Raw genomic sequence first — 25,100 nt, forward strand, 5'->3', positions numbered from 1 at the left:
ACGTTACGGATAGTGATCACGATCGGAGTACGAGTGGCCGCGAGCGAACCACCCGCACCGCGCCGGCGCACCGCCCGGCCGTGCGACCTGCCCCGACAGCGCGACCACCGCACTCGGTCCGCGACGCCGCCGGTGCCCGCCCAGCTGATCATCCCGGCGCAGCGCAAGGGCTGACCGGGTTTCGCTCACGTGGCGTCCTCGTACCGCTGGTCGGTGCGCTCGTCCGCCGACGGATGCCCGGGCTTCGGCGGCTCGAGCACGCTCGGCGAGGCATCGATCTTGCTCGGGCTCGTGTCGATCGCGCTGGGGCTGGTGTCGATCGGGGACGGCTGGTCCGGGTCCCAGCTGTCCCAACCCTCCTCAGCCCGCTTGCGCGCACGGCGGGCGTCGGTGATCCGGGTGATCTGGATGGCCAGCTCGAACAGGAGGGTCAGAGCGATCGCCAACGCGACCATGGAGATCGGGTCCTGACCCGGGGTCGCGATCGCGGCGAACACGAACAGACCGAAGATCAGTCCGCGCCGCCAGGACTTCAGCTTCTCGTAGCTGACCACGCCGACCTGGTTGAGCATCACCACGAGCAGCGGCAGCTCGAAGCTCACCCCGAAGATCAGCAGCAGCGCGATGACGAACGAGAAGTACTTCTCGCCCGACAGCGCCGTGGTCTGCACCTCGGACCCGATCGAGAGCAGGAAACCGAGGCCCTGGGTGACGACGAAGTACGCCAGCACCGCACCGGCGACGAACAGCACGGCCGCGCACGAGACGAACGTCAGCGCGTACTTGCGCTCCTTCTCGTACAGGCCCGGGGTGATGAACGCCCAGATCTGGTAGAGCCACATCGGGCAGGCCAGCACGACGCCGGCCGTGACGCCGACCTTCAACCGCAGCGCGAACTGGTCGAAGGGGCCGGTGCCGAGCAGAGTGCACGAGCCGTCGGCGGCGAGGGTGACGCGCGCGGAGTCGGGCAGCGAGCAGTACGGGTCCTTCAGCAGCTCACCGAGGCTCGGCCAGCCGAAGAACCCGACGTCGAACCAGACGTAGCCGAAGACCGTGGTGACGAGGATGGCCAGCAGGGACACCCCGAGCCGGTTGCGCAGCTCGTAGAGGTGATCGACGAGCGGCATCGTGCCGTCGGGGTTCTCCCGCCGTGAGCCGCCCCGCCGCAGCGTGAACCAGCCCACCGCCCGGTTACTGCCCGGATCGGGTCTGCTGCTCGGGCGCGGGCTCGGCGGCCTGCGCCGGCGGCTGGGGCTGCGTCGCCGGCGGCAGCGGCTTGGCCTCATCGGCCGGCGGGTTCTGCGTGGCGGCGGCCTTGGCCTCGTCCTCCTTGAGGCCCTTCATCTCGCCCTTGAACACACGCGCGGACTGGCCGATCGAGCGCGCCATCTCGGGCAGCTTCTTGGCTCCGAACAGGAGAAGCAGCACACCGACGATGACGAGCAGTTCCCAACCACCGGGGATCATGCCGACCTCCTTCGCGACGCCACGCGGCCAGCATACGCGGGTCGGCCCCGCCGGCCCCTGCTGGTGTGATCCGGCCTCTGTTACAGGCTCATGTCGACGGGGATGCGCCGGACCCGCGCGCGTGGCGGATCGCCCGAAGCGCGGCGACCTCGCTGCGCATCGTGCGCCGCAGCGCCGCGCGGGCGTGGGTGAACCGGCGCAGCGGTGGCATCAGCAGCGTCGCGACCAGCACCAGCAGCACCACCACGCCGCCGACGAACCCGATCATTGCCAGGACGTACCCGGTCGTCACCGCGGCTCCCCCACCGTCTCCCCGACCTGCTCCAGGGCGGCCGCCGCCCGCTCGGCGACGGCCGCGGCGACCTCCGGCGGCTCGACGACGCGGACGCTCCCGCCGAGCCCGAGCACGAGCCGCACCAGCCACGCCGGGTCGGCGTAGCGCATCACCACCCGGGCCCGGGTGCCGTCCGGCGCGTGCTCGGTCACGACGTCCTCCACCGGGTAGTACTCGGCCACCCACAGCGTGTCCGGCCCCAGCTCCAGCACCGCGGAGCGGTGCTCGGCGCGCGGGGTGAACACGCCGGCGGAGATGTCGGTGTGCTCCGCGGTGGCCGGTGGCGCGCTCGGCTCGTCGAGCACCTCGACGTCCTCGACGCGGTCCAGCCGGAACAGCCGCACGCCTTCGGCCTTCCGGCACCAGGCCTCCAGGTAGCCGCGGCCCTCCGCGAGCAGCAGCCGCATCGGGTCGACGACGCGCAGCGACACCGCGTCGCGGCCCGCCGTGTAGTAGCGGATCCGCAGGGCGCGCCCGCGCTCCAGCGCCTCCCGCACGGCCGCCGTGGCGCGTTCCTCCTCCTCGTGGTGGCCAGGGGCGTCGAAGTCGACGGCGACTCCCGCGTCGCCGACTGCCCGCTCGATCTTCGCGGTAGCCCGCCGCACGGCCTCCGTGTCGACGACACCCGGCGCGTCGGCGAGCGTGCGCAGCGCCACGAGCAGCGCCGCCGCCTCCGCCGTGGTCAGCCGCAGTGGCCGGCGCATCCCGGCGTCCTCGATGACGGTGACGGTGTCGCCGGAGAACTGCAGGTCGACGAGGTCACCGGGCCCGTAGCCGGGTAGCCCGCACATCCACAGCAGCTCGAGGTCGCGGCGCAGCTGGCGCTCGGTGATGCCGAAGTCGGCCGCCGCATCGGCGATCCGCACCCCCGGCCGGGCCAGCAGGTACGGGACCAGGCTCAGCAGCCGGGGCAGCCGGTCGGCCGCGGAGGTGCCGCTCACGTCGGCACCCCCGTGGGCGCGCTGCGCGACGGGGTGGCTGCGTGCGCCGCGTACGCCCCGCGCAGCCGCTCCCGCACGGCCTCGGCGAGCTCCGGCGGATCCAGCACCACGACGTCCGGGCCGTGTCCAGCGATCCAGCGGGCGAGCGTGTCGACGTGGCGCAGTTGGAGCTCCAGCTCCTCGCCCGGCCGGCCCACGTGCTCGGCGGGCCCGCGCACCGTGCCCAGTCGGCGCAGCCCGTACGCCCGGCCGGCGGCGACCCACAGCCGGGCCGTGCGCTGCTCGCCGGGCCCCGGGTCGACGCTGCGCCGCACCAGCTCGACCAGATCGACGTCCGCGGGCACCTCGACCGCACCCTCCGGCCCGACGGTCTGCACCGGGCCGACGATCCGGGAGAGCCGGAACGAGCGGGGCGCCTGCCGGTCGCGGTCGAACCCGACCAGGTACCAGCGCCCGCGCAGCGACACCACGCCCCACGGCTCGACCGTGCGGCGCACCACCTCACCGGCCGGGCCACCGCGCCGGTGGTCGAACGTGACCGCGCGTCCGGCCTGCACCGCGGCCAGCAGCGGCGCGAACGCCGGGTCCGCACCACCGGCGCGGGGCTGCACGCGGCCCTGGTCCTCATCCACCTCCACGCCCGCCGCGCGCAGCTTCACCAGCGCGCCGTGCGCGGCCCCGGCCAGCTCAGGGGTCTCCCACAGCCGCGACGCCAGCGCGACCGCGGTGGCCTCGTCCGGGGCGAGATCGATCTCCCCCAGCTCGTAGTCCGACCGCGCGATGCGGTAGCCGTCCACCGTGTCGAACGGGCTCATCCGGCCCGTCTCCAGCGGCACCCCCAGCTCACGCAGCTCGTTCTTGTCCCGCTCGAACATGCGGAAGAACGCCTCGTCGCTGGGCGCGTCGGCGTAGCCCGGGACGATGCCGCGGATCCGCTCGGCCGTCAGGTACTGGCGGGTGGACAGCAGGCACAGCACCAGGTTCACCAGCCGCTCGGCGCGTGCGGAGGACACCCCGGCATCGTAGAACCAGGCAGGCGTCTCACAGTGCTACACCCGCGGGGTTGACCCGGGCCGACGAGCCCACCAGGTTGGGTCCATGGACGAGCCGGTCGAGACGTTCAACCCGTGGACCGTCGTGAACCTGGTGTTCCACCACCTCGCCGAGAACGGCCTGCACCCGGTCCTCGGGGAGGCCGGTGACCCGGCCGTCCCCGCCGCCGCGCTGCTGCGGGCCCTGGGGATCGAACCCGGCCGCAACGACGAGACGGTCACCTCGGCCCGGGTCCAGGACGATCTCGCCCGGATCCGCGAGCGGATGTTCAGCGAGGGCCGCGAAGACTGAGCCGAGCCCCGCGCCGCGCCGTCACAGCGAGGCGATCAGCCGGTCCACCCGCTCGTCCAGGGACCGGAACGGGTCCTTGCACAGCACGGTGCGCTGCGCCTGGTCGTTCAGCTTCAGGTGCACCCAGTCGACGGTGAAGTCACGGCCCGCGGCCTGGGCCGCGGCGATGAAGTCGCCGCGCAGCTTCGCCCGCGTCGTCTGCGGCGGGGTGTCCTTGGCCGCCTCGATCTCCCCGTCGTCGGTGACCCGGTCGACCATGCCCTTGCGCTGCAGCAGGTCGAACAGGCCCCGGCCGCGGCGGATGTCGTGGTAGGCCAGGTCGAGCTGCGCGATGCGCGGGCTGGCCAGGTCGAGGTCGTGGCGCAGCTGGTAGCGCTCCAGCAGGCGGCGCTTGATCGCCCAGTCGATCTCCCGGTCGATCAGCGACAGGTCCTGCCGCTCGACGGCGTCCAGCGTGCGGCCCCACAGCTCGACGACCCGCTCGATGGTCGGGTCGGCGCTGCCCCGCGCGGCCACGTGCTCGACGGCGCGCGCGTGGTACTCGCGCTGGATGTCCAGCGCGCTCGCCTCGCGCCCGCCCGCCAGGCGCACGGTCCGCCGCCCGGTCAGGTCGTGGCTGATCTCGCGGATGGCGCGGATCGGGTTGTCGAGGGTGAAGTCGCGGAACTGCACCCCCGCCTCGATCATCTCCAGCACCAGCGTCGCCGAGCCCACCTTCAGCAGGGTGGTGACCTCGGACATGTTCGAGTCGCCGACGATGACGTGGAGCCTGCGGTAGCGCTCGGCGTCGGCGTGCGGCTCGTCGCGGGTGTTGATGATCGGGCGCGAGCGGGTGGTGGCGCTGGAGACGCCCTCCCAGATGTGCTCGGCCCGCTGCGACAGGCAGTACACGGCCCCGCGCGGGGTCTGCAGCACCTTCCCGGCGCCGCAGATCAGCTGGCGGGTCACGAGGAACGGCAGCAGCACCTCGGCGATGCGGCTGAACTCCCCGGCCCGGGCCACGAGGTAGTTCTCGTGGCAGCCGTAGGAGTTGCCCGCCGAGTCGGTGTTGTTCTTGAACAGGTAGATGTCGCCGCCGATGCCCTCGTCCACGAGCCGGCGCTCGGCGTCGACGAGCAGGTCCTCCAGGATCCGCTCGCCCGCCTTGTCGTGGGCGACGAGCTGCTCGAGCGAGTCGCACTCCGCGGTGGCGTACTCGGGGTGGCTGCCGACGTCGAGGTAGAGCCGGGCGCCGTTGCGCAGGAAGACGTTGGACGACCGGCCCCAGGAGACCACCCGCCGGAACAGGTACCGCGCGACCTCGTCCGGCGAGAGCCGGCGCTGGCCGTGGAAGGTGCAGGTGACCCCGAACTCGGTCTCCACACCGTAGATCCGCCGCTGCATCTACCCAGCCTATGCGGATTCCACCACCGATTGTCACGTCCAACCGACGCGTTTCGCGCGCGTCCGGTCACACGCGGTGGGTGCGCCCCTACAGCAGACCCACCTCGGCCAGGCGCTCCTCGGCGATGTCGAGGACCTCCTCCTCGTCGCGGCCGGCCGCCTGCGCCTCCTGCCATATCCGCGCGTAGGTGTCCACGGCCTGCTCGTAGCGCTGCACCCAGCGGTCGGCGTCGATGCGCCAGTAGCCGAGCACACCGTAGGCGCCGGGCGGCAGGCCCAGCTCGTGGCGCAGCATCCGGCGCACCGCCCGGGTCGCGGCCGCTTCCCCCGCCGCGTAGACGTACCCCGGCCCGTCGGGCAGGTCGGCGAGCAGGCCACGGGCGGCCTCGGCCAGCGTGCTGCCCGCGGCGAGCCGCGGGTTGTGCACCCAGGTGACGTCGGCGCCGGGCAGGTCCCGCTCGTCGGCGGGCTCCGGCACCTCCACGAGCGCGGCCGTGCGCACCCCGGCCGGGGTCTCCGCGACGATGCGGCTGATCGCCGGCAGCGCCGCCAGGTCGCCGAGCAGGATCTGCCAGGTCGCGTCCGCGGGGCGGCGGAACCAGCATCCCTGGCACGACACGCCGAGCCGGTCGCCGACGCGGGCCCGGCGCGCCCAGGACGCCCCGACGCCGCCCTCGTGGGTCACCAGCTCGACGACGAGCCGGCCCTCGTTCCGGCCGCAGATCGTGTACCAGCGCCCGCGTGGATCGCGCTCGCCGTCGTCCAGGGGCACGTGCAGCACCACGGCTTCGTCGGGCCCGCCCATCGGTGTGAACCGGGCGAGATCGGCACCGTCGAGCTCGATCCGCACCAGGTTCGGCGACACCGGCGCGACCGTCGTCACCACCAACTCCAACGGGTCGTCCAGTATCCGCTTGCCGTTGTCGCCCACCACACGCTCCTCGATCTCAGGTGAGGCAACCCTAACCGATTGATCGCGGTTCCGGCAGCGAGTGCGGACCGTCCCGTAGGGTCGGACCGTGCTCTCCAGGCCGCGGCGCGCAGCCGGAAAGGTCCACACCCACGTCAACGAGGTCGACCGGGCGATCGCGCACGCGGTCTCCTCGCTCCCGCCGACCCGCTTCGACGCGGCGATGAAGACGGTCTCGGCCGCAGCGAACCACAGCCTGCTCTGGTTCACCGTCGCCGCCCTGCTCGCCTGCCGCCGCGGCGCGCTGCGCAAGGCCGCGCTGCGCGGCATCGCCGCCATCGCCGGGTCGAGCATCCTCGCCAACGGCGTGCTCAAGCGGCTGCTGCCGCGCCGTCGTCCGGCTGCGGCCGAGCTGCCCGGCTACCGCACCCTGTCGAACCCGCCCACGTCGTCGTCGTTCCCGTCCGGCCACGCCGCCTCCGCCGCGGCGTTCGCCGCCGCGGTGGCCCTGGAGAGCCCGCGCACGGGGCTGGCGATCGCCCCGCTGGCCGCCGCCGTGGCCTACTCCCGTGTCCACACCGGGGTGCACTGGGCCTCGGACGTCGCCGCGGGCGCGGCCGTCGGCGCCGGGGTCGCGCTGGCGACGCAGCGCTGGTGGCCGGTGCGCCCCACCGACGAGGCCCGGGCCCGCCCGATCGACGCCGCGCCGGAGCTGCCCCGCGGCAAGGGCCTCGTGCTGATCTCCAACCAGCGCTCCGGCGATCCGGACGCCGATCCCGCCGACGAGATCGAGCAGGCGTTCCCGGACGCGGTCGTCGTGCGGGCCGTGCCGGACCGCGATCTCGACGAACAGCTCGACGAGGCGGTCGCCGCGCACGAGGACACGGTCCTCGCCGTCGGGGTCGCCGGCGGGGACGGTTCGGTGGCCGCGGCCGCCGCCGTGGCCGGGCGCCGCGGCCTGCCGCTCGTGGTGGTGCCGATGGGCACGCTCAACCACTTCGCCCGCGACGTCGGCGTCTACGACCTGCAGGAGGCCGTCGACGCCGGTGGGGCCGGGCAGGCCGTGGCGGTCGATCTCGGTCTGGTGGACGTGCACCCGCCGCGGGGCGCGGGTGAGCCCGACGCCGTCGTGCGCACCCGGGTGTTCATCAACACCGCGAGCCTGGGCTCCTACCCGGAGCTGGTGCGGCTGCGCGAGCGCTGGCAGCCGCGGCTGGGCAAGTGGCCGGCGTTCGCCCTCGCCCTCGCCGTGGTGCTGCGCCGCTCGGAGCCGGTGCGGGTGTGCATCGACGGCCGCTGGCAGACCGTGTGGTTCCTGTTCATCGGCAACAACCCCTACTACCCGCGCGGGTTCGTGCCGGCCTGGCGGCCGTCCCTCGACACCGGCCTGCTCGACGCCCGCTGGCTGCGGGCCGACGTGCCGTTCTCCCGGCTCCGCGCGGTCGTCGGGCTGGCACTGGGCGCGCTCGGCCGCAGCCGCGTCTACGTGCAGCGCGAGGCCCCGTCGTTCGACGTGGAGCTGGAGGTGCCCGGCATGCTCGCCACCGACGGCGAGGTCGTGGAGGAGTCGGGGCGGTTCACCTTCCGCGTCGCGCCCGAGCCGATCCCGGTCTACCGCCGCGACGAGGACCGCTGGACCGGGCGCGACCGGCCGTACCTGCGGGCGTGAGCGGTGCGCGAGCGGGTCACGGCGGCGGGTGCCCCGGGGCGTACTGCCACGTGATCCACCGGCAGATCGCCGCCACCACGTAGGTCCGCTCGGCCGGGTCGAGGGGGCGGCCGGCCGGGATGCCGTGCCAGCGCTGCAGGCAGGCGCGGCAGCAGGTCGCGGTGGCGTGCTGGGCGACGAACACGGGATGGCCGCGGTAGGGCGTCTGCTTGCCGTCGTTGCGCGGCTGCGCCGGGGCCAACCGGTCGCCGATCAGCTCCTCGGCGTGCCGGCGGACAGTGGCGATGCCGCGCAGGTCGACGATCGCCCGGTCGCGGCCGCGCAGCCGGAACCTCGCGCGGAACGGGTGCTGCCCGATGCGCCGCAGCCGAACGGCCAGCTCGTCCTCCGCCTCCGGCACCGTGCCGTCAGACACCATCCCATGACACCACCGCCCCGCCCGCGGAGTGCGGACGGGGCGGTGGGTGAGTCGCAGGTCAGCTCTCGGTGGCACCGGCGCCCGCCGGGCTCTCGTCGCCGCCGACGGCGTCGGGGCCCGGGGGGACGTCGACGTTCCGGTTGGCCTCGGGGAGCAGGTTGCGCAGCGTCTCGCCCTGGATGCGGCGGAACGTGCGGCGCTCGCGGGTGCGGTCCAGGACCGCCACCTCGAGCGCGGTGACGCCGAGCGGGGTCGGCGTGCCGTTGCCGGGCGCGGTGCCCGCCTGCAGCGCCTCCACCGCCACGGCGAGCGCCGCCTCCAGGTCGAGCCCGGTCGTGTAGGTCTCCTTGAGCTTGGAGCTGATCGGCTCCGTGGTGCCGCCCATCACCACGAACTGCGGCTCGTCGGTGATCGAGCCGTCGTAGGTGATGCGGTAGAGCTGGTCACCCTCCGGTGTGAGGCCGACGCCTGCCACGCACAGCTCCACCTCGTACGGCTTCTGCTGCTCCACGAACGACGCGCCCAGCACCTGCGCGTACATGTTCGCGAGCATCCGGGCGGTGACGTCGCGGCGGTCGTAGGCGTACCCGCGGAAGTCGGCGGCGCGGATACCGGCGGTGCGCAGGGCGTCGAACTCGTTGTAGCGCCCGACCGCGGCGAAGCCGATGCGGTCGTAGATCTCGGAGATCTTGTTGAGCGCCTTCGAGCGGTTCTCCGCCACGAACAGCACGCCACCGGTGAACGTCAGGATCGCGACGCTGCGGCCCCGGGCGATGCCCTTGCGGGCCAGCTCCGAACGGTCGCGCAGGAGCTGGTCGACCGAGGAGTAGAACGGCATCGTCATGGCTCAGGCCTCCGCGGTTCCGGTGCTCGGGCTCTGCGTCCGCTCGGCCACGATGTCGCGCACGATCGCCTCGATCTCCGAGGTGGGCCGCTTCGCCGCGCCCTCGGCCCCGGTGATGCTCACCACGGTCGGGTAGAGCCCCCGCGTGAGGTCGGGCAGGCCGGTGGCGGTGTCGTCGTCGGCCGCGTCGTAGAGGGCCGCCAGGGCCGTGCGGATCGCCGCGGCCTGGTCGGCGTTCGGGTCGTAGGTCTTCTTCAGCGCCGACTTCGCGAAGACCGATCCCGACCCGACCGCGTTGTAGCCGAGGTGCTCGTCGTAGCGGCCGCCGGTGGCGTCGTAGTTGACGATCCGCCCGCCGCCCGCCTCGGGGTCGTAGCCGACGAACAGCGGGACCACCACGAAGCCCTGCATGGCCGCGCCGAGGTTGGCCGCGACCGACTGGGCCAGCTTGTTGGCCTTGCCGTCGAACGACAGCGAGACGCCCTCGAGCTTCTCGTAGTGCTCCAGGTCGGCCGAGTACAACCGGATCATCTGGAGGGCCACGCCGGCCGACCCCGCGATCCCGACGGCCGAGTACGAGTCGGTGATGAAGATCTTCTCGATGTCGCGCTGGGCGATGACGTTCCCCGAGGTCGCCCGCCGGTCGCCCGCGATCACCACGCCGTCGCGGAAGGTCAGCGCGACGATCGTGGTGCCGTGGGGGACGTCGAGCCCACCGGCCGCGGCCCCGGACGCCGCGGGCGCGGCAGCGGGGGTGGGCAGCAGGTGCGGCGCGTGGGAGCTGACGAAGTCGGTGAACGACATGGGTCCGGGCGCGAGGTACGCACCGAGACCTGGGGCAGTGACCGGGGGCCGGAACTCCATGCTCAGGGCGTGCCTCTCCTTCGTGCCGGCGCGCACGCCGTCACGGCGTGCGCGCACCAGGTCGTGATCTCGTCGTGCAGGAGAGGAAGTTACTCCCCGCCCTTCTGGACGTACGCACGGACGAAGTCTTCCGCGTTCTCCTCGAGGACGTCGTCGATCTCGTCGAGGATCGTGTCCACGTCCTCGCCGAGCTTCTCGCGACGCTCCTGGCCGGCGGCGGCGCTGTCGGAACCGGTCTCGTCGTCGCCGCCACCGCCGCCCTGACGCTTGGTCTGTTCCTGCGACATGTGAAGTACCTCCTCCTCCCGGACACCTGTCGCCGCACGTGCCCGTTGAGGAAACAGTAACCCAGCACGCCGACGACACGCCCGTGATCGGGACGCGGTGCACCCCTCGTCCGCGGTGTTCGCAGCCGGCCAACCGGCGCCGCTCAGCCCTGCGTCAGGGCGGTCACGAGCTCCTCGGCGGTGCGCGCGTTGTCGATCAGCTCGCCCACGTGCCGCCGGGTGCCGCGCAGCGGTTCGAGGGTGGGGATGCGCACCAGCGACTCGCGGCCGAGGTCGAAGATGACCGAGTCCCACGAGGCCGCAGCGACCTCACCGGGGTACCGCTCGAGGCAGCGACCGCGGAAGTAGGCGCGGGTGTTCTCCGGCGGGTTGTGCATGGCCGCGCGGATGTCCTCCTCGCTGACCAGCCGCTTGATCGACCCGCGGGTGGCCAGGCGGTTGTAGAGCCCCTTCGCCATCCGCACGTCGCTGTACTGCAGGTCCACCAGCGCCAGCCGCCCGGACTCCCAGCTGAGCCCGTCGCGCTCCCGGTAGCCCTCGAGCAGCCGCAGCTTGGCCGTCCAGTCGAGCCGGTCGGCGGTCTCCATCGGGTCGCGCTCGAGCGCGTCGAGGACCTCGCCCCACAGCTGCAGCACCTCGGCCGTGTCCGGGTCGACGTCGGCGCCCAGGGTGTTCTCGACGTGCTTCTGCGCCTTCTCGAAGTACGCCCGCTGCACGTCCAGGCCGGTGAACTTGCGCCCGTCCACCAGGTCGACGGTGGTCTTGAGCGTGGGATCGTGGCTGATCCGGTGCACCGAGCGCACCGGCTCGGCCAGGCGCAGCTCGTCGAACCGGACGCCGTTCTCGATCATGTCCAGCACCAGCGCCGTGGTGCCGACCTTCAGCAGTGTGGAGTACTCGCTCAGGTTCGCGTCGCCGATGATCACGTGCAGACGGCGGTACTTGTCGGCGTCGGCGTGCGGCTCGTCGCGGGTGTTGATGATGCCGCGCTTGAGCGTGGTCTCCAGGCCGACCTCGACCTCGATGTAGTCGGCCCGCTGGGACAGCTGGTAGCCGGGCTCCTCGCCCGTCGTGCCGATCCCGACCCGCCCGGAGCCGGTGATCACCTGCCGGGTCACGAAGAACGGCGTGAGCCCCGCCACGATCGCCGGGAACGGGGTGAACCGGGACATCAGGTAGTTCTCGTGCGAGCCGTAGCTCGCGCCCTTGCCGTCGACGTTGTTCTTGTAGAGCTGGATCCGCGGGGCGCCGGGGACGGTGGCCGCCCGCAGCGCGGCCTCCTCCATCGTCCGCTCCCCCGCCTTGTCCCAGATCACGACGTCGCGCGGGGTGAGGACCTCGGGGGTCGAGTACTCCGGGTGCGCGTGGTCGACGTAGAGCCGGGCACCGTTGGTGAGGATGACGTTCGCGGCACCCAGGTCGTCGAGGTCGGAGTCGCCGGGCGAGTGCATCGTCGGCGCGGACAGGTCGAACCCGCGCGCGTCGCGCAGCGGGGACTCCACCTCGTAGTCCCACCGGGCCCGCCGGGACCGCGGGATGTCGGCCGCCGCGGCGTACGCCAGGACGATCTGGGTCGAGGTGATCACCGGGTTCGCGGCGGGGTCACCGGGCACCGAGATCCCGTACTCGACCTCGGTGCCCATGATCCGGCGAGCACCGGACAGGGGCTTCGTCGACGGCTGTGTCACGCGCGCACCTCACACGAGCTCATCCGCCGAGCCTAACCGGCGGAAGATGGGACCGTGCAGGATCCTGGCGCCGAACTCGTGGCGCTCTACGACCCCGAGGGTGCCCCGACCGGCGAAGCGGCGCAACGCAGCGTCGTCTACCGCGACGGACTCTGGCACGCCGCCACGGCCGTGCTCCTGCGCAGCACCGACGGACGGCGGGTCTACCTGCACCGGCGGACGGACACCAAACTGGTCCACCCGGGTGCGTACGACTGCTGGGCAGGCGGGGTGGTCGACCCGGGCGAGACGCCCGGTGCGGCCGCGGAGCGGGAGCTGGCCGAAGAACTCGGGGTGACGGGCGTCCCGCTCGCGCCGCTCGACCGGTTCCGCTACGACGACGGCCGGCTGCGCTACCACGTGTTCGCCTACGAGGCGTTCTGGGACGGCCCGGTCACCTGGCAGCCCGAGGAGGTGGCCTGGGGCGGCTGGGTCACCGTGGCGGAGCTGCGTGCGGTGCTCGCCGACCCGGCTCGCCCGTTCGCCCCGGACGGGCGGGTGGGTGCGCAGCGCTGGCTGGCCCGGCTGGGGACCTGAGGCGGGGTCCGAGGGGATCAGGACGGGGATCAGCCGAACCACCGCACGGTCATGCCGGGCAGGCCGTCCGGGTACCGATCACGGACCTCGCACCACTCCTGCACGTTCGCCCGCACGATGAGCGCAGCCGCGGTCAGGGGCTCGCCGCCGAGCCCCGCGAGCATCCCCGGGAAGGTGAGCCGCCACCTCGCCTCCCGGCCTTCGGCCTCGGCGAGCTCGACGACGAGCCCGGTCCCGGTGCGGTCGGCCACCACGCCGGTCGCCTCCGGCAGCCGCTCCCGGACCGCGGCGGCGAGCTCGTCGACGGTCCACGGCGCATCCGGTGCCGAACCAGCGACGGGCCGGCGCACGGCTCAGAGGTTGATCATGTGCCCGGCGAGCCCGTGGATGGCCTCCTGGAGCCCCTCGGACAGCGTCGGGTGCGCGTGGACGTTGCGGGCCAGCTCGTGGGCGGTGAGGTCCCACTTCTGCGCCAGCGTGAGCTCCGGCAGCAGCTCGGTGACCTCGGGGCCGATGAGGTGACCGCCGAGCAGCTCGCCGTGCGTGTCGTCGCTGATGAGCTTGACGAACCCGCCCGGCTCGGCGATGCCCTGCGCCTTGCCGTTCGCGGTGAAGGGGAACTTCGCGACCTTCACCTTCCACCCGCGCTCCGCGGCCAGCTCGTTCGCCTGGGCCTCGGTGTAGCCGAAGCTCGCCACCTGCGGTGTGCAGAACGTCGCCCGCGGCATCATCACGTAGTCCTCGGGCCCGAGCGGCATCGTCTCGGCGCCGGCGATCGTCTCGGCCGCGACCACGCCCTGGGCCTCGGCGACGTGGGCGAGCATCAGCTTCGCGGTGACGTCGCCGATCGCGTACACGTGCTCGACGTTGGTGCGCATGTGGTCGTCGACCGCGATCGCGCCCCGCTCGGTCAGCGCGACGCCCAGCCTCTCCAGGCCGTAGCCCTCGGTGCGCGGGGCGAACCCGATCGCGGAGAGCAGCTTGTCGGCGGTGAGCGTCTTCTCCTGGCCGTTCTGGGTGACCGTGACGGTCACACCGTCACCGGACTCGTCGACCGCTTCGACCTTCGTGGAGGTCAGCACGTCGATGCCGTACTTCTTGTAGCGGCGGGCCAGCTCCTTGGAGACCTCGGCGTCCTCCAGCGGCAGGAGCCGGTCGAGGAACTCGACGATCGTGACCTTGACGCCGAAGTTGCGCAGCACGAACGCGAACTCGACACCGATCGCGCCGGCCCCCGCGATGACGATGCTCTTCGGGAGATCGCGGCTGAGGATCTGCTCCTCGTAGGTGACGACCTTCTCCGAGCGCTCCACCCCGGGCATCATCCGGGTGGTGGTGCCGGTGGCGATGATGACGTCGTCGTAGGTGACGGTCTCGGTGCCGCCGGAGTTGAGCGCGACCTCGATCACACCGGGCTCGACGAACGTGCCCCGCCCGTCGAACTCGGTGATCTTGTTCTTCTTCATCAGGTAGTGCACGCCCTTGACGCGGCCCTCGGCCACGGCCCGGCTGCGGTCGAAGGCGGCCCCGAAGTCGAACGAGACGTCGCCGGAGACCCCGAAGGTCTTCGCCTCGTCGGTCATCAGGTGCGCGAGCTCGGCGTTGCGCAGCAGCGCCTTCGACGGGATGCACCCGACGTTCAGGCACACGCCGCCCCAGTACTTCTCCTCCACCACGGCGACGCTCTTGCCGAGCTGAGCCGCGCGGATCGCCGCGACGTACCCACCGGGACCTGCACCGAGAACGACCACGTCGAAGTGCGATGACATGGTCGCCACCCTAGTAGGCGACTCCCGTCGGCGGTGCGCCCGTCGTGCATCCGTGATCTTGCGCCATCGGTGTGATGACCACCACCGCGGGAATTATGTGAACGCTCAACTTGTAATTATTGGTGTCCGCTCAACAACTGAGCTTTCACGTACCCCCACGGAGGACCGAAGCAGCATGACGACCGCGACCCGCATCCCCGGTTACATCGCCGGCACCTGGGACATCGACCCCGTCCACTCCACGGTCGGCTTCGCCGTCCGGCACATGATGGTCAGCAAGGTCCGCGGCCGTTTCACCACGTTCTCGGGCGAGATCGTCACCGGTGAGAACCTGGAGGACTCGAAGGTCACCGCCACCGTCGACGCCGCTTCGATCGACACGGCGAACGAGCAGCGCGACGAGCACATCCGCTCCGCCGACTTCTTCGCGGTCGAGAAGTACCCGACCTGGACCTTCCGCTCCACCTCGGTCAGCGAGGACAAGCTGGAGGGCGAGCTGACCATCAAGGGCGTGACCAAGCCGGTCACCTTCGACCTGGAGTTCACCGGCTTCGGGCCGGACGCCTACGGCGGCACCCGCGCCGGGTTCGAGGCCACCACCACCATCAACCGCAACGACTTCGGCGTCGACATCCAGATGCCGCTCGACGGTGGCGGCGTGGTGATCGGCGACAAGGTCACCATCACCCTCGAGATCGAGGCCGTGCTGCGCAAGTGAGTCGCACGTGAGGTGAGAGCCGGCCACTCGCGAGCCGGCGAGCACCTATCACGAGGTCGGGCCCTTACCGGGAACGACGCCGCCGACGGCACTGCGGGAGGCGATCGCGGCCGTCTGGACGCTCGACGCACCTCGCGGCGCGTGCTCCCGGACGGGTGCACGGACCTGGTCTGGAGCAGCGGCGAGCTCCTCGTCGCCGGCCCGGACACCGCACCTGACCGGCGGTCGCGCTCCGGCGCGGCCGCCGGTGTGCGTTTCCAGCCGGGTGCGCTCCCGTCGCTCGTGGCGTGCCCGGCGCGGCGCTGCGCGACCAGCGCGTCCCGCTCGCCGAGCTGCTCCCCGATCTCGCCGGCGCCGCGACCGCCCGCATCGAGCGCGGCGACGATCCCACCGCGGTGCTGCTCGACCTCGCCCCGCGGCTGCCCGGCGATCCCGCCCTGCCGTGCGGCGCGCGTCGCGCGGTGCGGTGGCCGGGCGATCAGCCGCGGAGCTGGCCGACGCGCTCGGCTGGCTACGCCGGCCAGCCGCACCTCTCCCAGGAGGTCCGCACCCTCGTCGGGACCAGCCCGGCTCAGCTGAGCGGGCCGAACAGGTCGACGCCCGTGCCGTCGGGCGCCGGGCAGGGTCACCTCCACGTGCCCGTCCGCCTCAGGGGGCAGTCCAGGGCCGAGCAGGCGGTAGAAGGCCGGTGCTCTCGCCATGTCGGAGACGATGATGCCGGTGTGGTCGAAGCGTCCGTGCGTCGTGCGCCGCGACGCTAGGGGCTCCCGGCGGCCCCTGTCGTGAACGGATCGGACAGCCCCGAAGAGCCGCGAACGGCCCTTCCGTGAGCGGTGCTGCTCACGGAAGGGCCGTTCGTGGAGATCGCGCGGGCCCGCCGCGGTGCCTGATCAGACCGGCGCCGTCGTGCGGATCAGGTGGTCGAAGGCGCTCAGCGCGGCCTTCGCCCCCTCACCGGCAGCGGTGACGATCTGCTTGTACGGCACGGTCGTGCAGTCACCCGCCGCGAACACCCCCGGGACGTTCGTCCGGCCGGCGGCGTCCACCACGACCTCGCCCCGGTCGGTGAGCTCGATGGTGTCGGCCAGCCAGTCCGTGTTCGGCACCAACCCGATCTGCACGAAGACGCCCGCCACGTCCAGGACGTGCTCCTCGCCGCTCGTGCGGTCCCGGTAGCGCAGCCCGGTGACCCGGCGACCGTCGCCGATCACCTCGGTGGTCTGCGCCTCCAGCACGACCGTCACGTTCGGCAGGCTGCGCAGCTTGCGCTGCAGCACCTCGTCGGCGCGCAGCTCCCCGAGGAACTCCAGGAGCGTGACCCGGGAGGTGATGCCGGCCAGGTCGATGGCCGCCTCCACCCCCGAGTTGCCGCCTCCGACGACCGCCACGGGCTTGCCCTTGAACAGCGGGCCATCGCAGTGCGGGCAGTAGGTCACGCCCTTGTTGCGGTACTCCTGTTCGCCGGGGACCCCGAGGTTGCGCCACCGGGCGCCGGTCGCGAGCACGATCGTCCGGGCGCGCAGCTGCGCACCGTTCTCGAACTCGACGACCAGCGGCTCGCCTTCCTCGACCGGCGCGACGAGCTTGACCGCCTTCTGCCGGTCGATGACGTCGACCTCGTACTCCCGCACGTGCCGCTCCAGAGCCGCCCCGTACTGGACGCCCTCGGTGTGCAGCACGGTCGGGTAGTTCTCGATCCCGGCGGTGTCGAGGACCTGGCCGCCCAGCCGCTCGGCGACCAGCCCGGTGCGGATCCCCTTGCGGGCCGCGTAGATCGCCGCCGTCGCACCGGCCGGGCCGCCCCCGACGACGAGCACGTCGTAGGTCTCGCGGCCGGACATCTCCTGCGCCTGCCGCTCCTCGGCGCCGGAGTCGAGCTTGGCGACGATGTCGGCCAGGCCCATCCGGCCCTGGGCGAACAGCTCACCGTTGAGGTAGACGGTCGGGACGCTCAGGATCTCCCGCGCCTTGACCTCGTCCGCGAACGCACCGCCCTCGATCGCCGTGTGGGTCACGTTCGGGTTCAGCGCGCTCATGATGTTGAGCGCCTGGACCACGTCGGGGCAGTTCTGGCAGGTGAGCGAGAAGTAGGTCTCGAAGTGCAGCGGACCCGGCAGCGCCTTGACCTGCTCGAGCAGCTCAGCCTCCTCCTTGGGCGGGTGACCGCCCACGTGGAGCAGCGCCAGCACCAGGGAGGTGAACTCGTGCCCGAGCGGGACACCTGCGAAGCGGACGCCGGTGTCCACGCCGGGATTGGTGATCAGGAACGACGGGCGGCGCACGTCGTCGAGGTCGCGCTCGACGACGGTCACCTTGTCGCTGACCGACGCGATGTCGGCCAGCAGCTCCCGTGTCTGCTGACTGACCCTGTCGGAGTCATCGCCCAGGGTCGCCACCAGCTCGATAGGCTTGCGGAGCAGCCCAAGATGCTCCTTGAGCTGCGCCTTCAGGCGCTCGTCCAGCATGTCAGATCTTGCCGACCAGCTCCAGGGACGGGGACAGGGTCTCGGCGCCCTCCTCCCACTTCGCCGGGCAGACCTCACCGGGGTGGGCGGCGATGTACTGCGCGGCCTTGACCCGGCGCAGCAGCTCGGCGGCGCTGCGGCCGATGCCGTTGTCGTTGACCTCGGCGGCCTTGATCACGCCGTCGGGGTCGATGACGAACGTGCCGCGCAGGGCCTGGCCCGCGTCCTCGATCAGCACGTCGAAGGCGCGCGAGAGCTCGAAGGTCATGTCGGCGAGCATCGGGTACTTCACCTTGCCGACGGCCGGCGAGCTGTCGTGCCACGCCTTGTGCGAGAAGTGGCTGTCGGTGGAGACGGCGTACACCTCGACGCCGAGCTTCTGGAACTCCTCGTAGTTGTCGGCGAGGTCCTCGAGCTCCGTGGGGCAGACGAAGGTGAAGTCACCCGGGTAGAAGACCAGCACGCTCCACTTGCCCTTGAGGTCGGCGTCGGTGACCTCGATGAACTTCCCGTCGTGGAAAGCGTTCACCTTGAACGGCTGGATGGTGCTGTTGATCAGAGGCATCGTCACTCCTACTCGTGCGACCGCCGCGGAACCAGGGGAGCACCGCGGGCTTGTCTTGAATGATTCCAGACAAGGCGGTGAGATGCCGAATCTGCGGACCATGGCCTGCGTCACGCATGAATCTGCGGACAAAGACCTTGATCAACGGATGTTGAGGATATCCACGCTGATCAACCACGGGTCCGCCGGGCGGTCCGCCGCGGATCGGCCCTCTCCGCGTCAGCAGGCCTGTGACCAGCACCTCACCCGGACCGGGAAAGCCACGAACGGCCCTTTCGTGCGCAATGCTGCTACGAAAGGGCCGTTCGTCGGGAATCGGTGGGGGCGAAGGTCCCGGACGCCGGTGTGAGATCCAGCGCGAGATCCAGCGGGTGGAGGTCGAGCGTGAACTCCACCGAGGTCCTCCGGCGCCCCGCAGCCGACCAGCAGGCCGTGGTCGCGCACGTGCAGAACGCGGTCTCCGGTGCGCGCAGCGCATCCGGGTCCCGCGCGCGTGCACGTGCTCGGGCGGGCTCAGCTCGTGCGTCTGGTCCAGGTGCGCCTGCGGGAACGCCGCCACGTCGCGACCCCGCAGGTCGCCGACGACGATCTGCACGCATCCCCCGAACACGTCCCCCGAACACGGCGAACCGCCCGGTGCTCGAAGCACCGGGCGGTTCGCCTGCTCGTCGTCTCCTACAGGTGGGTCGTCACAGGTACTGGCCCGTGTTCGACGCGGTGTCGATCGCGCGGCCGGTGTCGGCGTTCTTCCCGGTGACGAGCGTGCGGATGTAGACGATCCGCTCGCCCTTCTTGCCGGAGATGCGCGCCCAGTCGTCGGGGTTGGTGGTGTTGGGCAGGTCCTCGTTCTCGGCGAACTCGTCGACGATCGCGTCCAGCAGGTGCTGGACCCGCAGACCCGGCTGGCCCGTCTCCAGCACCGACTTGATCGCGGCCTTCTTCGACCGGTCGACGATGTTCTGGATCATCGCGCCGGAGTTGAAGTCCTTGAAGTAGAGCGTCTCCTTGTCGCCGTTGGCGTAGGTGACCTCCAGGAACCGGTTCTCCTCGCTCTCGTCGTACATCCGCTCGACGACCCGCTGGATCATCGCGTCGATGCACGCCTTCCGGTCGCCGCCGAACTCGGCGAGGTCGTCCTTGTGGATCGGCAGCGTCTCGGTCAGGTACTTCGAGAAGATGTCCTTCGCCGCCTCCGCGTCCGGCCGCTCGATCTTGATCTTCACGTCCAGCCGACCGGGCCGCAGGATCGCGGGGTCGATCATGTCCTCGCGGTTGGACGCGCCGATCACGATCACGTTCTCCAGGCCCTCGACGCCGTCGATCTCGGCGAGGAGCTGGGGCACGATCGTGGTCTCGACGTCGGAGGACACCCCCGAACCGCGGGTGCGGAAGATCGAGTCCATCTCGTCGAAGAACACGATCACCGGGGTGCCCGCGGACGCCTTCTCCCGCGCCCGCTGGAAGATCAGCCGGATGTGCCGCTCGGTCTCGCCGACGAACTTGTTCAGCAGCTCCGGGCCCTTGATGTTCAGGAAGAACGCGCGGCCCTCGCTCGGGTCCTCGCCGCGGACCGCCGCCACCTTCTTGGCCAGCGAGTTCGCGACCGCCTTCGCGATGAGCGTCTTGCCGCAGCCGGGCGGGCCGTACAGCAGCACACCCTTCGGCGGGCGCAGCTCGTACTCCCGGAACAGGTCCGCGTGCAGGAACGGCAGCTCCACGGCGTCGCGGATCTGCTCGATCTGCCGCCCGAGGCCACCGATGTCGCTGTAGTCGACGTCCGGGACCTCCTCCAGCACGAGGTCCTCGACCTCGGCCTTCGGCACCCGTTCGTACGCGTAACCGGCCTTGGTGTCGACCAGCAGCGAGTCGCCCGGCTTCAGCGGGACGTAGTCCGGGTCGTCCTTGTCGAACAGGGGGGCGGCGAGCCACACCACCCGCTCCTCGTCGGCGTGCCCGACGACCAGCGCCCGGCCCGCCTCGTCCTCGGTCGGCTCGTACAGCACCTCACGCAGGGCACACACCTCGCCGATGCGTTCGAAGCCGCCCGCCTCGACGACGGTGAGGGCCTCGTTGAGCCGCACGGTCTGCCCGGGCCGCAGCGACGTGGCGTCGACCGCGGGCGACACCGCGACGCGCATGCGCCGGCCGGACGTGAACACGTCGACCGTGTCGTCCTCGTACCGGGCCTGGAAGACCCCGTAGCCGCTGGGCGGCTGGGCCAGTCGGTCGACTTCCTCGCGGAGGGCGACGAGCTGCCCGCGGGCCTCCTTCAGGGTCTCGGTAAGCTTCTCGTTGCGCGCGGAGAGCTGCGCGAGCCGGCTGGCCGACTCGGCGAGACGCTGCTCCAGCACACGAACGTGACGTGGGGCCTCGCTGAGCTTGCGCCGCAGCAGGGCGACCTCTTCCTCCAGGAAGCGGATCTGGGCTGCTGCCTCTGCCGGAGACAGCTCGCCGCGATCACCTGGGTTGCCGCTGCCGGGACCGTCGTAGTGGTTCACGGCATCCTCCCTCCGTGCTCCGTTTCCATACGGTACCTGCAAATCGGCGAGTTATTCCGTGCGGCGAACCGGTGATCCACCCCTCAACCGCCCGGTGCCTTGACGCGAAGGCCCGGTGACTGCGGTGTCACCGGGCCTTCGGCAGGTCGGCGCGGGAACGGCCGTCCGACAGGTCAGCGGCTGGTCGGGCGGCGCTGCGGTTTCGGCGGGACGACGCCCTCCGCCAGCCGGCGCGCTGTGACGAGGAACGCGGTGTGGCCCTGCATACGGTGCTCGGGGCGGACGGCCAGCCCGACCACGTGCCACGGCCTGACCAGGCATTCCCAGGCGTCCGGCTCGGTCCAGCACTGCTGTTCGCGCAGGTCCTCCACGAGCCGGGAGAGCTGCGTCGTGGTGGCCACGTAGCCGACGAGGACCCCACCGGGGATGAGTGCGGTGGCCACCGTGTCGAGGTGCTCCCACGGCGCGAGCATGTCCAGAACGACCCGATCGACCGGTTCCGCCCGGCCGTCGTGAGTATGAAGATCAGCGACCCGCAAGCTCCAGTTGGGTGGCTGTTCGCCGAAGAAGATCTCCACGTTGCGCCGGGCGTGTCGCGCGTGGTCGTCGCGCACCTCGTACGAGATGACCGTGCCCTCTGCCCCTACGGCCTGCAGCAGCGAGCAGGTGAGGGCGCCCGATCCGGCGCCGGCCTCCAGCACGCGGGCACCGGGGAAGATGTCGCCCCACATGAGGATCTGGGCGGCGTCCTTCGGGTAGATCACCTGCGCGCCGCGCGGCATCGAGAGCACGTAGTCGGCCAGCCGCGGGCGCAGCGCGAGGTACGGGGTGCCGCTCGGCGCGTGCACCAGGCTGCCCTCGGGCTTGCCGATCAGGTCATCGTGGCGGATCCCGCCGCGGTGCGTGTGGTACTCCGCGCCCGCCTGCAGCGTGATCGTGTAGTGGCGGCCCTTGGGGTCGGTGAGCTGGACGCGGTCGCCGTCGCGGAACGGGCCGCCCCGGGCGCGGACGGCGGCGGACTGGGGTGCTGCGGAGACTGCGTCGGACACGCGGACACGCTAGTGCCCTGCGTTGCCGCCCCCGTCGGCCGGCCGGGCCGTCGGCTGTCGGTGCCAGGGCTGTCGGTGCCGGTTTGTCGGTGGCGCGGCATAGCCTTGCCCGCATGACCGACGGCGACGGCTCCCCCGCGACGATCGCGGAGGCCAGCTCCGAGCCGCGCCGTCCGGCGCTGTCCCCGTCGCGGGCGGGTGACTTCAAGGCCTGCCCGCTGCTCTACCGCTTCCGCGCGATCGACCGGCTGCCCGAGCGGCCCGGCCGGGCCCAGGTGCGCGGCACGCTCGTGCACGCGGTGCTGGAGCGGCTGTTCGACCTGCCCGCCGCGCAGCGCTCCCCCGAGGCGGCCGCCGCCCTCGTCGCACCGCTGTGGCAGGAGCTGACCGAGACCGTCCCCGAGCTGCTCGACGGGCTGTTCACCGGCGCCGACGACCCGGAGCTCGCCGAGTGGCTTGCCTCGGCCGCCCCGCTGCTCGACACGTACTTCCGGCTGGAGGACCCGCGGGAGATCGAACCGGTGGCCCGGGAGCTGCTGCTGGAGACCGAACTCGAGTCGGGGGTCGTGCTGCGCGGCTACGTCGACCGGCTCGACGAGGACCCCGCCGGGCTGCGGGTGATCGACTACAAGACCGGACCTGCGCCGGGCCCGATGCACGAGCTGCGGGCGCTGTTCCAGCTGAAGTTCTACGCGCTCGCGCTGCTGCAGGACCGCGGCGCGGTGCCCGCGGAGCTGCGGCTGTACTACCTCGCCGACGGCGAGACGCTGAGCTACCGGCCCGAGGAGGCGGAACTGCGCCGCTTCGGGCGCATCCTCGACGCGCTGTGGTCAGCGATGCTCGAGGCGGGGCGCACCGGTGACTTCCGGCCGAACCCGGGCCGGATGTGCGACTACTGCGACCACCGGGCGCTGTGCCCGGCGTGGGGCGGCACTCCCCCGCCGTACCCTGGCTGGCCGGGCACCGAGCCACCGGCGCTGGCGTCGTGACGACTTGGAGGGACCGAGCACGTGCAGGACGAGCACCCGACCGACGAGAACAACGTGTCCGAGCAGGCGTTCTACCTGCCGCTCGACGGGCCGGACGGTGAGCGGTTCCTCGCCACGGCAGCCACCGAGGGGCCGTGGTCGGCAGACGCCCAGCACGCGGGCCCGCCGTCCGCACTGCTGGTCAGGGCGGTCGAGCGGTGCGCTCCGCGGCCGGACCTGCAGCCGGTGCGGTTCACGTTCGAGCTGTTCGGGCCGGTGCCGCTCGGCGAGCTCACCGTGCACGCCGAGGTGGAGCGCACCGGCCGCGCCGTCGAGCTGGTGGCGGCCGAGCTGGCCGCGGACGGGCGGACGATCGTGCGCGCGCGGGCATGGCGGGTCGCGCGGTCGGACACGGTCGCGGTCGCCGGGCCGCCCGCGGCGCCGCTGCCCGGTCCCGACGGTGTGGAGCCGCAGGGCCCCCTCCCGGAGCACTGGACGTGCGGCTACATCGAGAACGTCGAGTGGCGCTGGGTGAAGGGCGCCTGGCTCGAGCCCGGCGACGGTGCCGTCTGGGGCCGTCCGCGGCTGCCGCTGGTGGCCGGTGAGGAGATGTCGCCGGTCCAGCGGGTGGCCGTGGTCGCTGACTCCGGCAACGGCATCTCCGGGCGGCTCGACCTGCGCGAATGGCTCTACATGAACACCGAGCTGACGATCCACCTGCACCGACCGCCCACCGGCGAGTGGGTCGGGGTGGACGCCCGCACGATCATCGGCCCGACGGGTGCGGGCCTGGCCACCACGACCCTGCACGACCCATCCGGGCCGGTGGGGCAGGGCGCCCAGGCACTGCTGGTGCGCCCCCGGTAGCCCCTCGCAGGAGACCGCTCAGTAGGTGCTGCCGTCGACCGCCCGGCAGGAGCGGATCTCCGAGGTCAGGATCGCGCGCGCACCGAGCCGGGCGAGATCGTCCATGACCCGGTTGGCATCGGCCTTCGGCACCATCGACCGCACGGCGAACCAGCCGTCCTCGGTCAGCGGTGCCACGGTGGGCGCCTGCATGCCGGGGGTGATCCGCTTGGCGTCCTCCAGGACGTCCTTCGGGCAGTCGTAGTCGACCATCAGGTACTTCCGGGCGTACACCACGCCCTGCAGCCGCGCCGTGAACACCCGCTTGGCCGCGGTGATCTCCGGCGGCTCCTCCCGGTCGGGACGCGGCTCCCGCTCGATGAGGGTGGCCTCCGACTCCGCGATGGGCTCACCGAACGGCACCAGGTTGTGCTGGCGCAGCGTGCGGCCGGAGGAGACGACGTCGGCCACCGCGTCGGCGAGCCCGAGCTGCACCGAGATCTCCACGGCGCCGTCGAGCTTGATGATGTCCGCCCGGACCCGGTTGCGCGCCAGGTGCGCCCGCACCAGCCGCGGGTACGAGGTGGCGATCTTGCGACCCTCCAGGTCGGCGAGGGTCCACTCGCGGCCGCCGTTGGTGTGCGGCGGCGCCGCGAAGCGGAACTTGGACTGGCCGAAACCGAGCTCGATCACCTTGCGGACCTGGCTGCCGGACTCCTCCATGAGGTCGGCGCCGGTGATGCCCAGGTGCAGGTCGCCGGACCCGACGTAGGTGGCGATGTCCTTGGGCCGCAGGTAGAAGAACTCGATCTCGTTCTCCTCGTCGAGCATGCTCAGATCGCGCGAGTCCGAACGCTGTCGGTACCCCGCCTCGCGCATCATCGTGGCGGCCGGCTCGGCCAGGGTCCCCTTGTTCGGCAGTGCGATGCGGAGCATCGGAGGTCGTCTCCTCGGTCGTGCTGTGCAGGACGAGCTGGGCGGAGCCCGGGGCAGGAGGAAGGTCTAGAGGAACTTGTACACGTCTTCGAGCCGGAGGCCGCGACCGAGCATGAGCACCTGCAGCCGGTAGAGCAACTGCGAGATCTCCTCGGCCAAGGCGTCGTCCGGCTCGTGCTCCGCAGCGATCCAGACCTCACCGGCCTCTTCGAGAACCTTCTTACCCTGCGCGTGCAGGCCGGCATCGAGCGCTTCCACGGTCGCCGATCCGGCAGGCCGCGTCGCCGCCTTCTCGGTGAGCTCCGCGAACAGCTCGTCGAAGGTCTTCACTTCGCGTTCCTCCTCACCGTTTCAGTGTCGTCGGCGGCAGGGCCCCTTGACAAATGTCGTTCCTCTCGTGCTGCACCCGGTCGCCCGGATGCGCCAGGTGGCAGTATCCGCTGGTGAGACGATCACCCGGAAGATCGACGCACGCGGGGAGCGGTCGTCCGGACCGACCAGCGGTCGGCCGCCGGGCCCCCTCGGCGCCCCTCTCCCGTGAGCGGTGCCACGGCCACCGGG

28 protein-coding genes and 1 pseudogene are annotated in these 25,100 nt (G+C 71.9%); 9 read left to right on the forward strand and 20 right to left on the reverse strand.

The window, feature by feature from the left end; all coding sequences use genetic code 11:
• Positions 1–12 precede the first annotated feature (12 nt).
• Positions 13–174 carry a hypothetical protein gene (locus BUE41_RS30605; RefSeq protein ID WP_159444833.1) on the forward strand — a complete coding sequence of 54 codons (162 nt, stop codon included), beginning with the start codon at positions 13–15 and terminating at the stop codon, positions 172–174.
• A gap of 11 nt (positions 175–185) precedes the next feature.
• Here BUE41_RS30605 and tatC read toward each other — a convergent pair whose 3' ends face one another.
• The 5 genes from tatC to BUE41_RS00875 form a co-directional block, all read right to left on the reverse strand.
• On the reverse strand, positions 186–1,127 hold the full coding sequence (gene tatC, locus BUE41_RS00855) for a twin-arginine translocase subunit TatC (protein ID WP_234996908.1): 942 nt from the start codon (positions 1,125–1,127) through the stop codon (positions 186–188).
• 64 nt (positions 1,128–1,191) lie between these two features.
• The gene (gene tatA / locus BUE41_RS00860) at positions 1,192–1,467 is read right to left on the reverse strand and encodes a Sec-independent protein translocase subunit TatA (protein ID WP_073454873.1); all 276 of its coding nucleotides are present in this window, start codon (positions 1,465–1,467) and stop codon (positions 1,192–1,194) included.
• Positions 1,468–1,555: 88 nt separating this feature from the next.
• Positions 1,556–1,759: a hypothetical protein gene (locus BUE41_RS00865; RefSeq protein ID WP_143171898.1), complete on the reverse strand. Its 204-nt coding sequence runs from the start codon at positions 1,757–1,759 to the stop codon at positions 1,556–1,558.
• Positions 1,756–2,742 carry a helix-turn-helix transcriptional regulator gene (locus tag BUE41_RS00870; protein WP_073454875.1) on the reverse strand — a complete coding sequence of 329 codons (987 nt, stop codon included), beginning with the start codon at positions 2,740–2,742 and terminating at the stop codon, positions 1,756–1,758. The genes BUE41_RS00865 and BUE41_RS00870 overlap by 4 nt, the downstream gene beginning before the upstream one ends.
• Positions 2,739–3,755 (reverse strand): helix-turn-helix transcriptional regulator, encoded by a 1,017-nt coding sequence (locus BUE41_RS00875; RefSeq protein ID WP_073454876.1) that lies wholly within the window; start codon positions 3,753–3,755, stop codon positions 2,739–2,741. Before BUE41_RS00875 ends, BUE41_RS00870 begins: the two co-directional genes overlap by 4 nt.
• 85 nt (positions 3,756–3,840) lie before the next feature.
• Here BUE41_RS00875 and BUE41_RS00880 point away from each other — a divergent pair, with 85 nt between their 5' ends.
• The gene (locus BUE41_RS00880; protein ID WP_073454877.1) at positions 3,841–4,086 is read left to right on the forward strand and encodes a hypothetical protein; all 246 of its coding nucleotides are present in this window, start codon (positions 3,841–3,843) and stop codon (positions 4,084–4,086) included.
• A 21-nt stretch (positions 4,087–4,107) separates the two neighbouring features.
• Here BUE41_RS00880 and pafA read toward each other — a convergent pair whose 3' ends face one another.
• Positions 4,108–5,469: a Pup--protein ligase gene (gene pafA / locus BUE41_RS00885; protein ID WP_073454878.1), complete on the reverse strand. Its 1,362-nt coding sequence runs from the start codon at positions 5,467–5,469 to the stop codon at positions 4,108–4,110.
• Positions 5,470–5,557: 88 nt separating this feature from the next.
• A complete protein-coding gene (locus BUE41_RS00890) occupies positions 5,558–6,400 on the reverse strand; it encodes a siderophore-interacting protein (RefSeq protein WP_073454879.1) in 843 nt (280 codons plus the stop codon).
• A gap of 88 nt (positions 6,401–6,488) precedes the next feature.
• Between BUE41_RS00890 and BUE41_RS00895 the strand changes: the two genes are divergently transcribed.
• Positions 6,489–8,048, forward strand: coding sequence for a bifunctional phosphatase PAP2/diacylglycerol kinase family protein (locus BUE41_RS00895; protein ID WP_073454880.1), 1,560 nt, complete (start codon positions 6,489–6,491; stop codon positions 8,046–8,048).
• Positions 8,049–8,064: 16 nt separating this feature from the next.
• On the opposite strand, the gene BUE41_RS00900 is transcribed toward BUE41_RS00895, so the two are convergent.
• From BUE41_RS00900 to dop, 5 genes are all read right to left on the reverse strand, one after another.
• Positions 8,065–8,463, reverse strand: coding sequence for a DUF4186 domain-containing protein (locus BUE41_RS00900; protein WP_234996861.1), 399 nt, complete (start codon positions 8,461–8,463; stop codon positions 8,065–8,067).
• A 61-nt stretch (positions 8,464–8,524) separates the two neighbouring features.
• Entirely contained in the window at positions 8,525–9,310 is a 786-nt protein-coding gene (gene prcA, locus BUE41_RS00905) for a proteasome subunit alpha (RefSeq protein WP_073454882.1), read from the reverse strand.
• 3 nt (positions 9,311–9,313) lie between these two features.
• Positions 9,314–10,174 carry a proteasome subunit beta gene (prcB, locus tag BUE41_RS00910; protein ID WP_073455122.1) on the reverse strand — a complete coding sequence of 287 codons (861 nt, stop codon included), beginning with the start codon at positions 10,172–10,174 and terminating at the stop codon, positions 9,314–9,316.
• A gap of 89 nt (positions 10,175–10,263) precedes the next feature.
• A complete protein-coding gene (locus BUE41_RS00915) occupies positions 10,264–10,461 on the reverse strand; it encodes a ubiquitin-like protein Pup (RefSeq protein ID WP_073454883.1) in 198 nt (65 codons plus the stop codon).
• 143 nt (positions 10,462–10,604) lie between these two features.
• Positions 10,605–12,104 (reverse strand): depupylase/deamidase Dop, encoded by a 1,500-nt coding sequence (gene dop / locus BUE41_RS00920; protein WP_073454884.1) that lies wholly within the window; start codon positions 12,102–12,104, stop codon positions 10,605–10,607.
• Between the two features lie 99 nt (positions 12,105–12,203).
• Here dop and BUE41_RS00925 point away from each other — a divergent pair, with 99 nt between their 5' ends.
• Positions 12,204–12,725 carry an NUDIX domain-containing protein gene (locus BUE41_RS00925; protein ID WP_073454885.1) on the forward strand — a complete coding sequence of 174 codons (522 nt, stop codon included), beginning with the start codon at positions 12,204–12,206 and terminating at the stop codon, positions 12,723–12,725.
• 29 nt (positions 12,726–12,754) lie between these two features.
• Here the strand turns inward: BUE41_RS00925 and BUE41_RS00930 are convergent, their stop codons facing one another.
• On the reverse strand, positions 12,755–13,075 hold the full coding sequence (locus BUE41_RS00930; protein ID WP_073454886.1) for a hypothetical protein: 321 nt from the start codon (positions 13,073–13,075) through the stop codon (positions 12,755–12,757).
• A gap of 3 nt (positions 13,076–13,078) precedes the next feature.
• On the reverse strand, positions 13,079–14,494 hold the full coding sequence (gene lpdA, locus BUE41_RS00935) for a dihydrolipoyl dehydrogenase (protein ID WP_073455123.1): 1,416 nt from the start codon (positions 14,492–14,494) through the stop codon (positions 13,079–13,081).
• A gap of 175 nt (positions 14,495–14,669) precedes the next feature.
• On the opposite strand from lpdA, the gene BUE41_RS00940 reads away from it, so the two are divergent.
• From BUE41_RS00940 to BUE41_RS31055, 3 genes and pseudogenes are all read left to right on the forward strand, one after another.
• Positions 14,670–15,212 carry a YceI family protein gene (locus tag BUE41_RS00940; protein ID WP_073454887.1) on the forward strand — a complete coding sequence of 181 codons (543 nt, stop codon included), beginning with the start codon at positions 14,670–14,672 and terminating at the stop codon, positions 15,210–15,212.
• A 141-nt stretch (positions 15,213–15,353) separates the two neighbouring features.
• Positions 15,354–15,455 (forward strand): annotated as a pseudogene (locus BUE41_RS32760) (AraC family transcriptional regulator); the annotation flags it as partial.
• A gap of 44 nt (positions 15,456–15,499) precedes the next feature.
• Entirely contained in the window at positions 15,500–15,973 is a 474-nt protein-coding gene (locus BUE41_RS31055) for a hypothetical protein (protein WP_073454888.1), read from the forward strand.
• 129 nt (positions 15,974–16,102) lie between these two features.
• Here the strand turns inward: BUE41_RS31055 and ahpF are convergent, their stop codons facing one another.
• The 4 genes from ahpF to BUE41_RS00965 all read right to left on the reverse strand — a co-directional run bounded on the left by ahpF (position 16,103) and on the right by BUE41_RS00965 (position 21,789).
• On the reverse strand, positions 16,103–17,677 hold the full coding sequence (gene ahpF, locus BUE41_RS00950) for an alkyl hydroperoxide reductase subunit F (protein ID WP_073454889.1): 1,575 nt from the start codon (positions 17,675–17,677) through the stop codon (positions 16,103–16,105).
• 1 nt (position 17,678) lies between these two features.
• Entirely contained in the window at positions 17,679–18,242 is a 564-nt protein-coding gene (ahpC, locus tag BUE41_RS00955; RefSeq protein WP_073455124.1) for an alkyl hydroperoxide reductase subunit C, read from the reverse strand.
• Between the two features lie 689 nt (positions 18,243–18,931).
• Positions 18,932–20,689, reverse strand: a complete 1,758-nt coding sequence (gene arc, locus BUE41_RS00960) for a proteasome ATPase (protein WP_234996910.1) — start codon at positions 20,687–20,689, stop codon at positions 18,932–18,934.
• A gap of 224 nt (positions 20,690–20,913) precedes the next feature.
• Complete coding sequence (locus BUE41_RS00965) at positions 20,914–21,789, reverse strand: tRNA (adenine-N1)-methyltransferase (protein ID WP_073454891.1); 876 nt, start codon at positions 21,787–21,789, stop codon at positions 20,914–20,916.
• A gap of 113 nt (positions 21,790–21,902) precedes the next feature.
• Between BUE41_RS00965 and BUE41_RS00970 the strand changes: the two genes are divergently transcribed.
• Both BUE41_RS00970 and BUE41_RS00975 read left to right on the forward strand, forming a co-directional pair.
• A complete protein-coding gene (locus BUE41_RS00970) occupies positions 21,903–22,778 on the forward strand; it encodes a RecB family exonuclease (RefSeq protein WP_073454892.1) in 876 nt (291 codons plus the stop codon).
• 21 nt (positions 22,779–22,799) lie between these two features.
• Positions 22,800–23,624 (forward strand): thioesterase family protein, encoded by an 825-nt coding sequence (locus BUE41_RS00975; RefSeq protein WP_234996862.1) that lies wholly within the window; start codon positions 22,800–22,802, stop codon positions 23,622–23,624.
• An 18-nt stretch (positions 23,625–23,642) separates the two neighbouring features.
• Here BUE41_RS00975 and hisG read toward each other — a convergent pair whose 3' ends face one another.
• Both hisG and BUE41_RS00985 read right to left on the reverse strand, forming a co-directional pair.
• Positions 23,643–24,539, reverse strand: coding sequence for an ATP phosphoribosyltransferase (gene hisG, locus BUE41_RS00980; protein ID WP_073454893.1), 897 nt, complete (start codon positions 24,537–24,539; stop codon positions 23,643–23,645).
• A gap of 66 nt (positions 24,540–24,605) precedes the next feature.
• Positions 24,606–24,869, reverse strand: a complete 264-nt coding sequence (locus tag BUE41_RS00985; protein ID WP_073454894.1) for a phosphoribosyl-ATP diphosphatase — start codon at positions 24,867–24,869, stop codon at positions 24,606–24,608.
• Between the last annotated feature and the right edge of the window lie 231 nt (positions 24,870–25,100).

Origin of the sequence: Pseudonocardia thermophila (assembly GCF_900142365.1) — a bacterium.
Taxonomy (GTDB): Bacteria; Actinomycetota; Actinomycetes; order Mycobacteriales; family Pseudonocardiaceae; genus Pseudonocardia; species Pseudonocardia thermophila.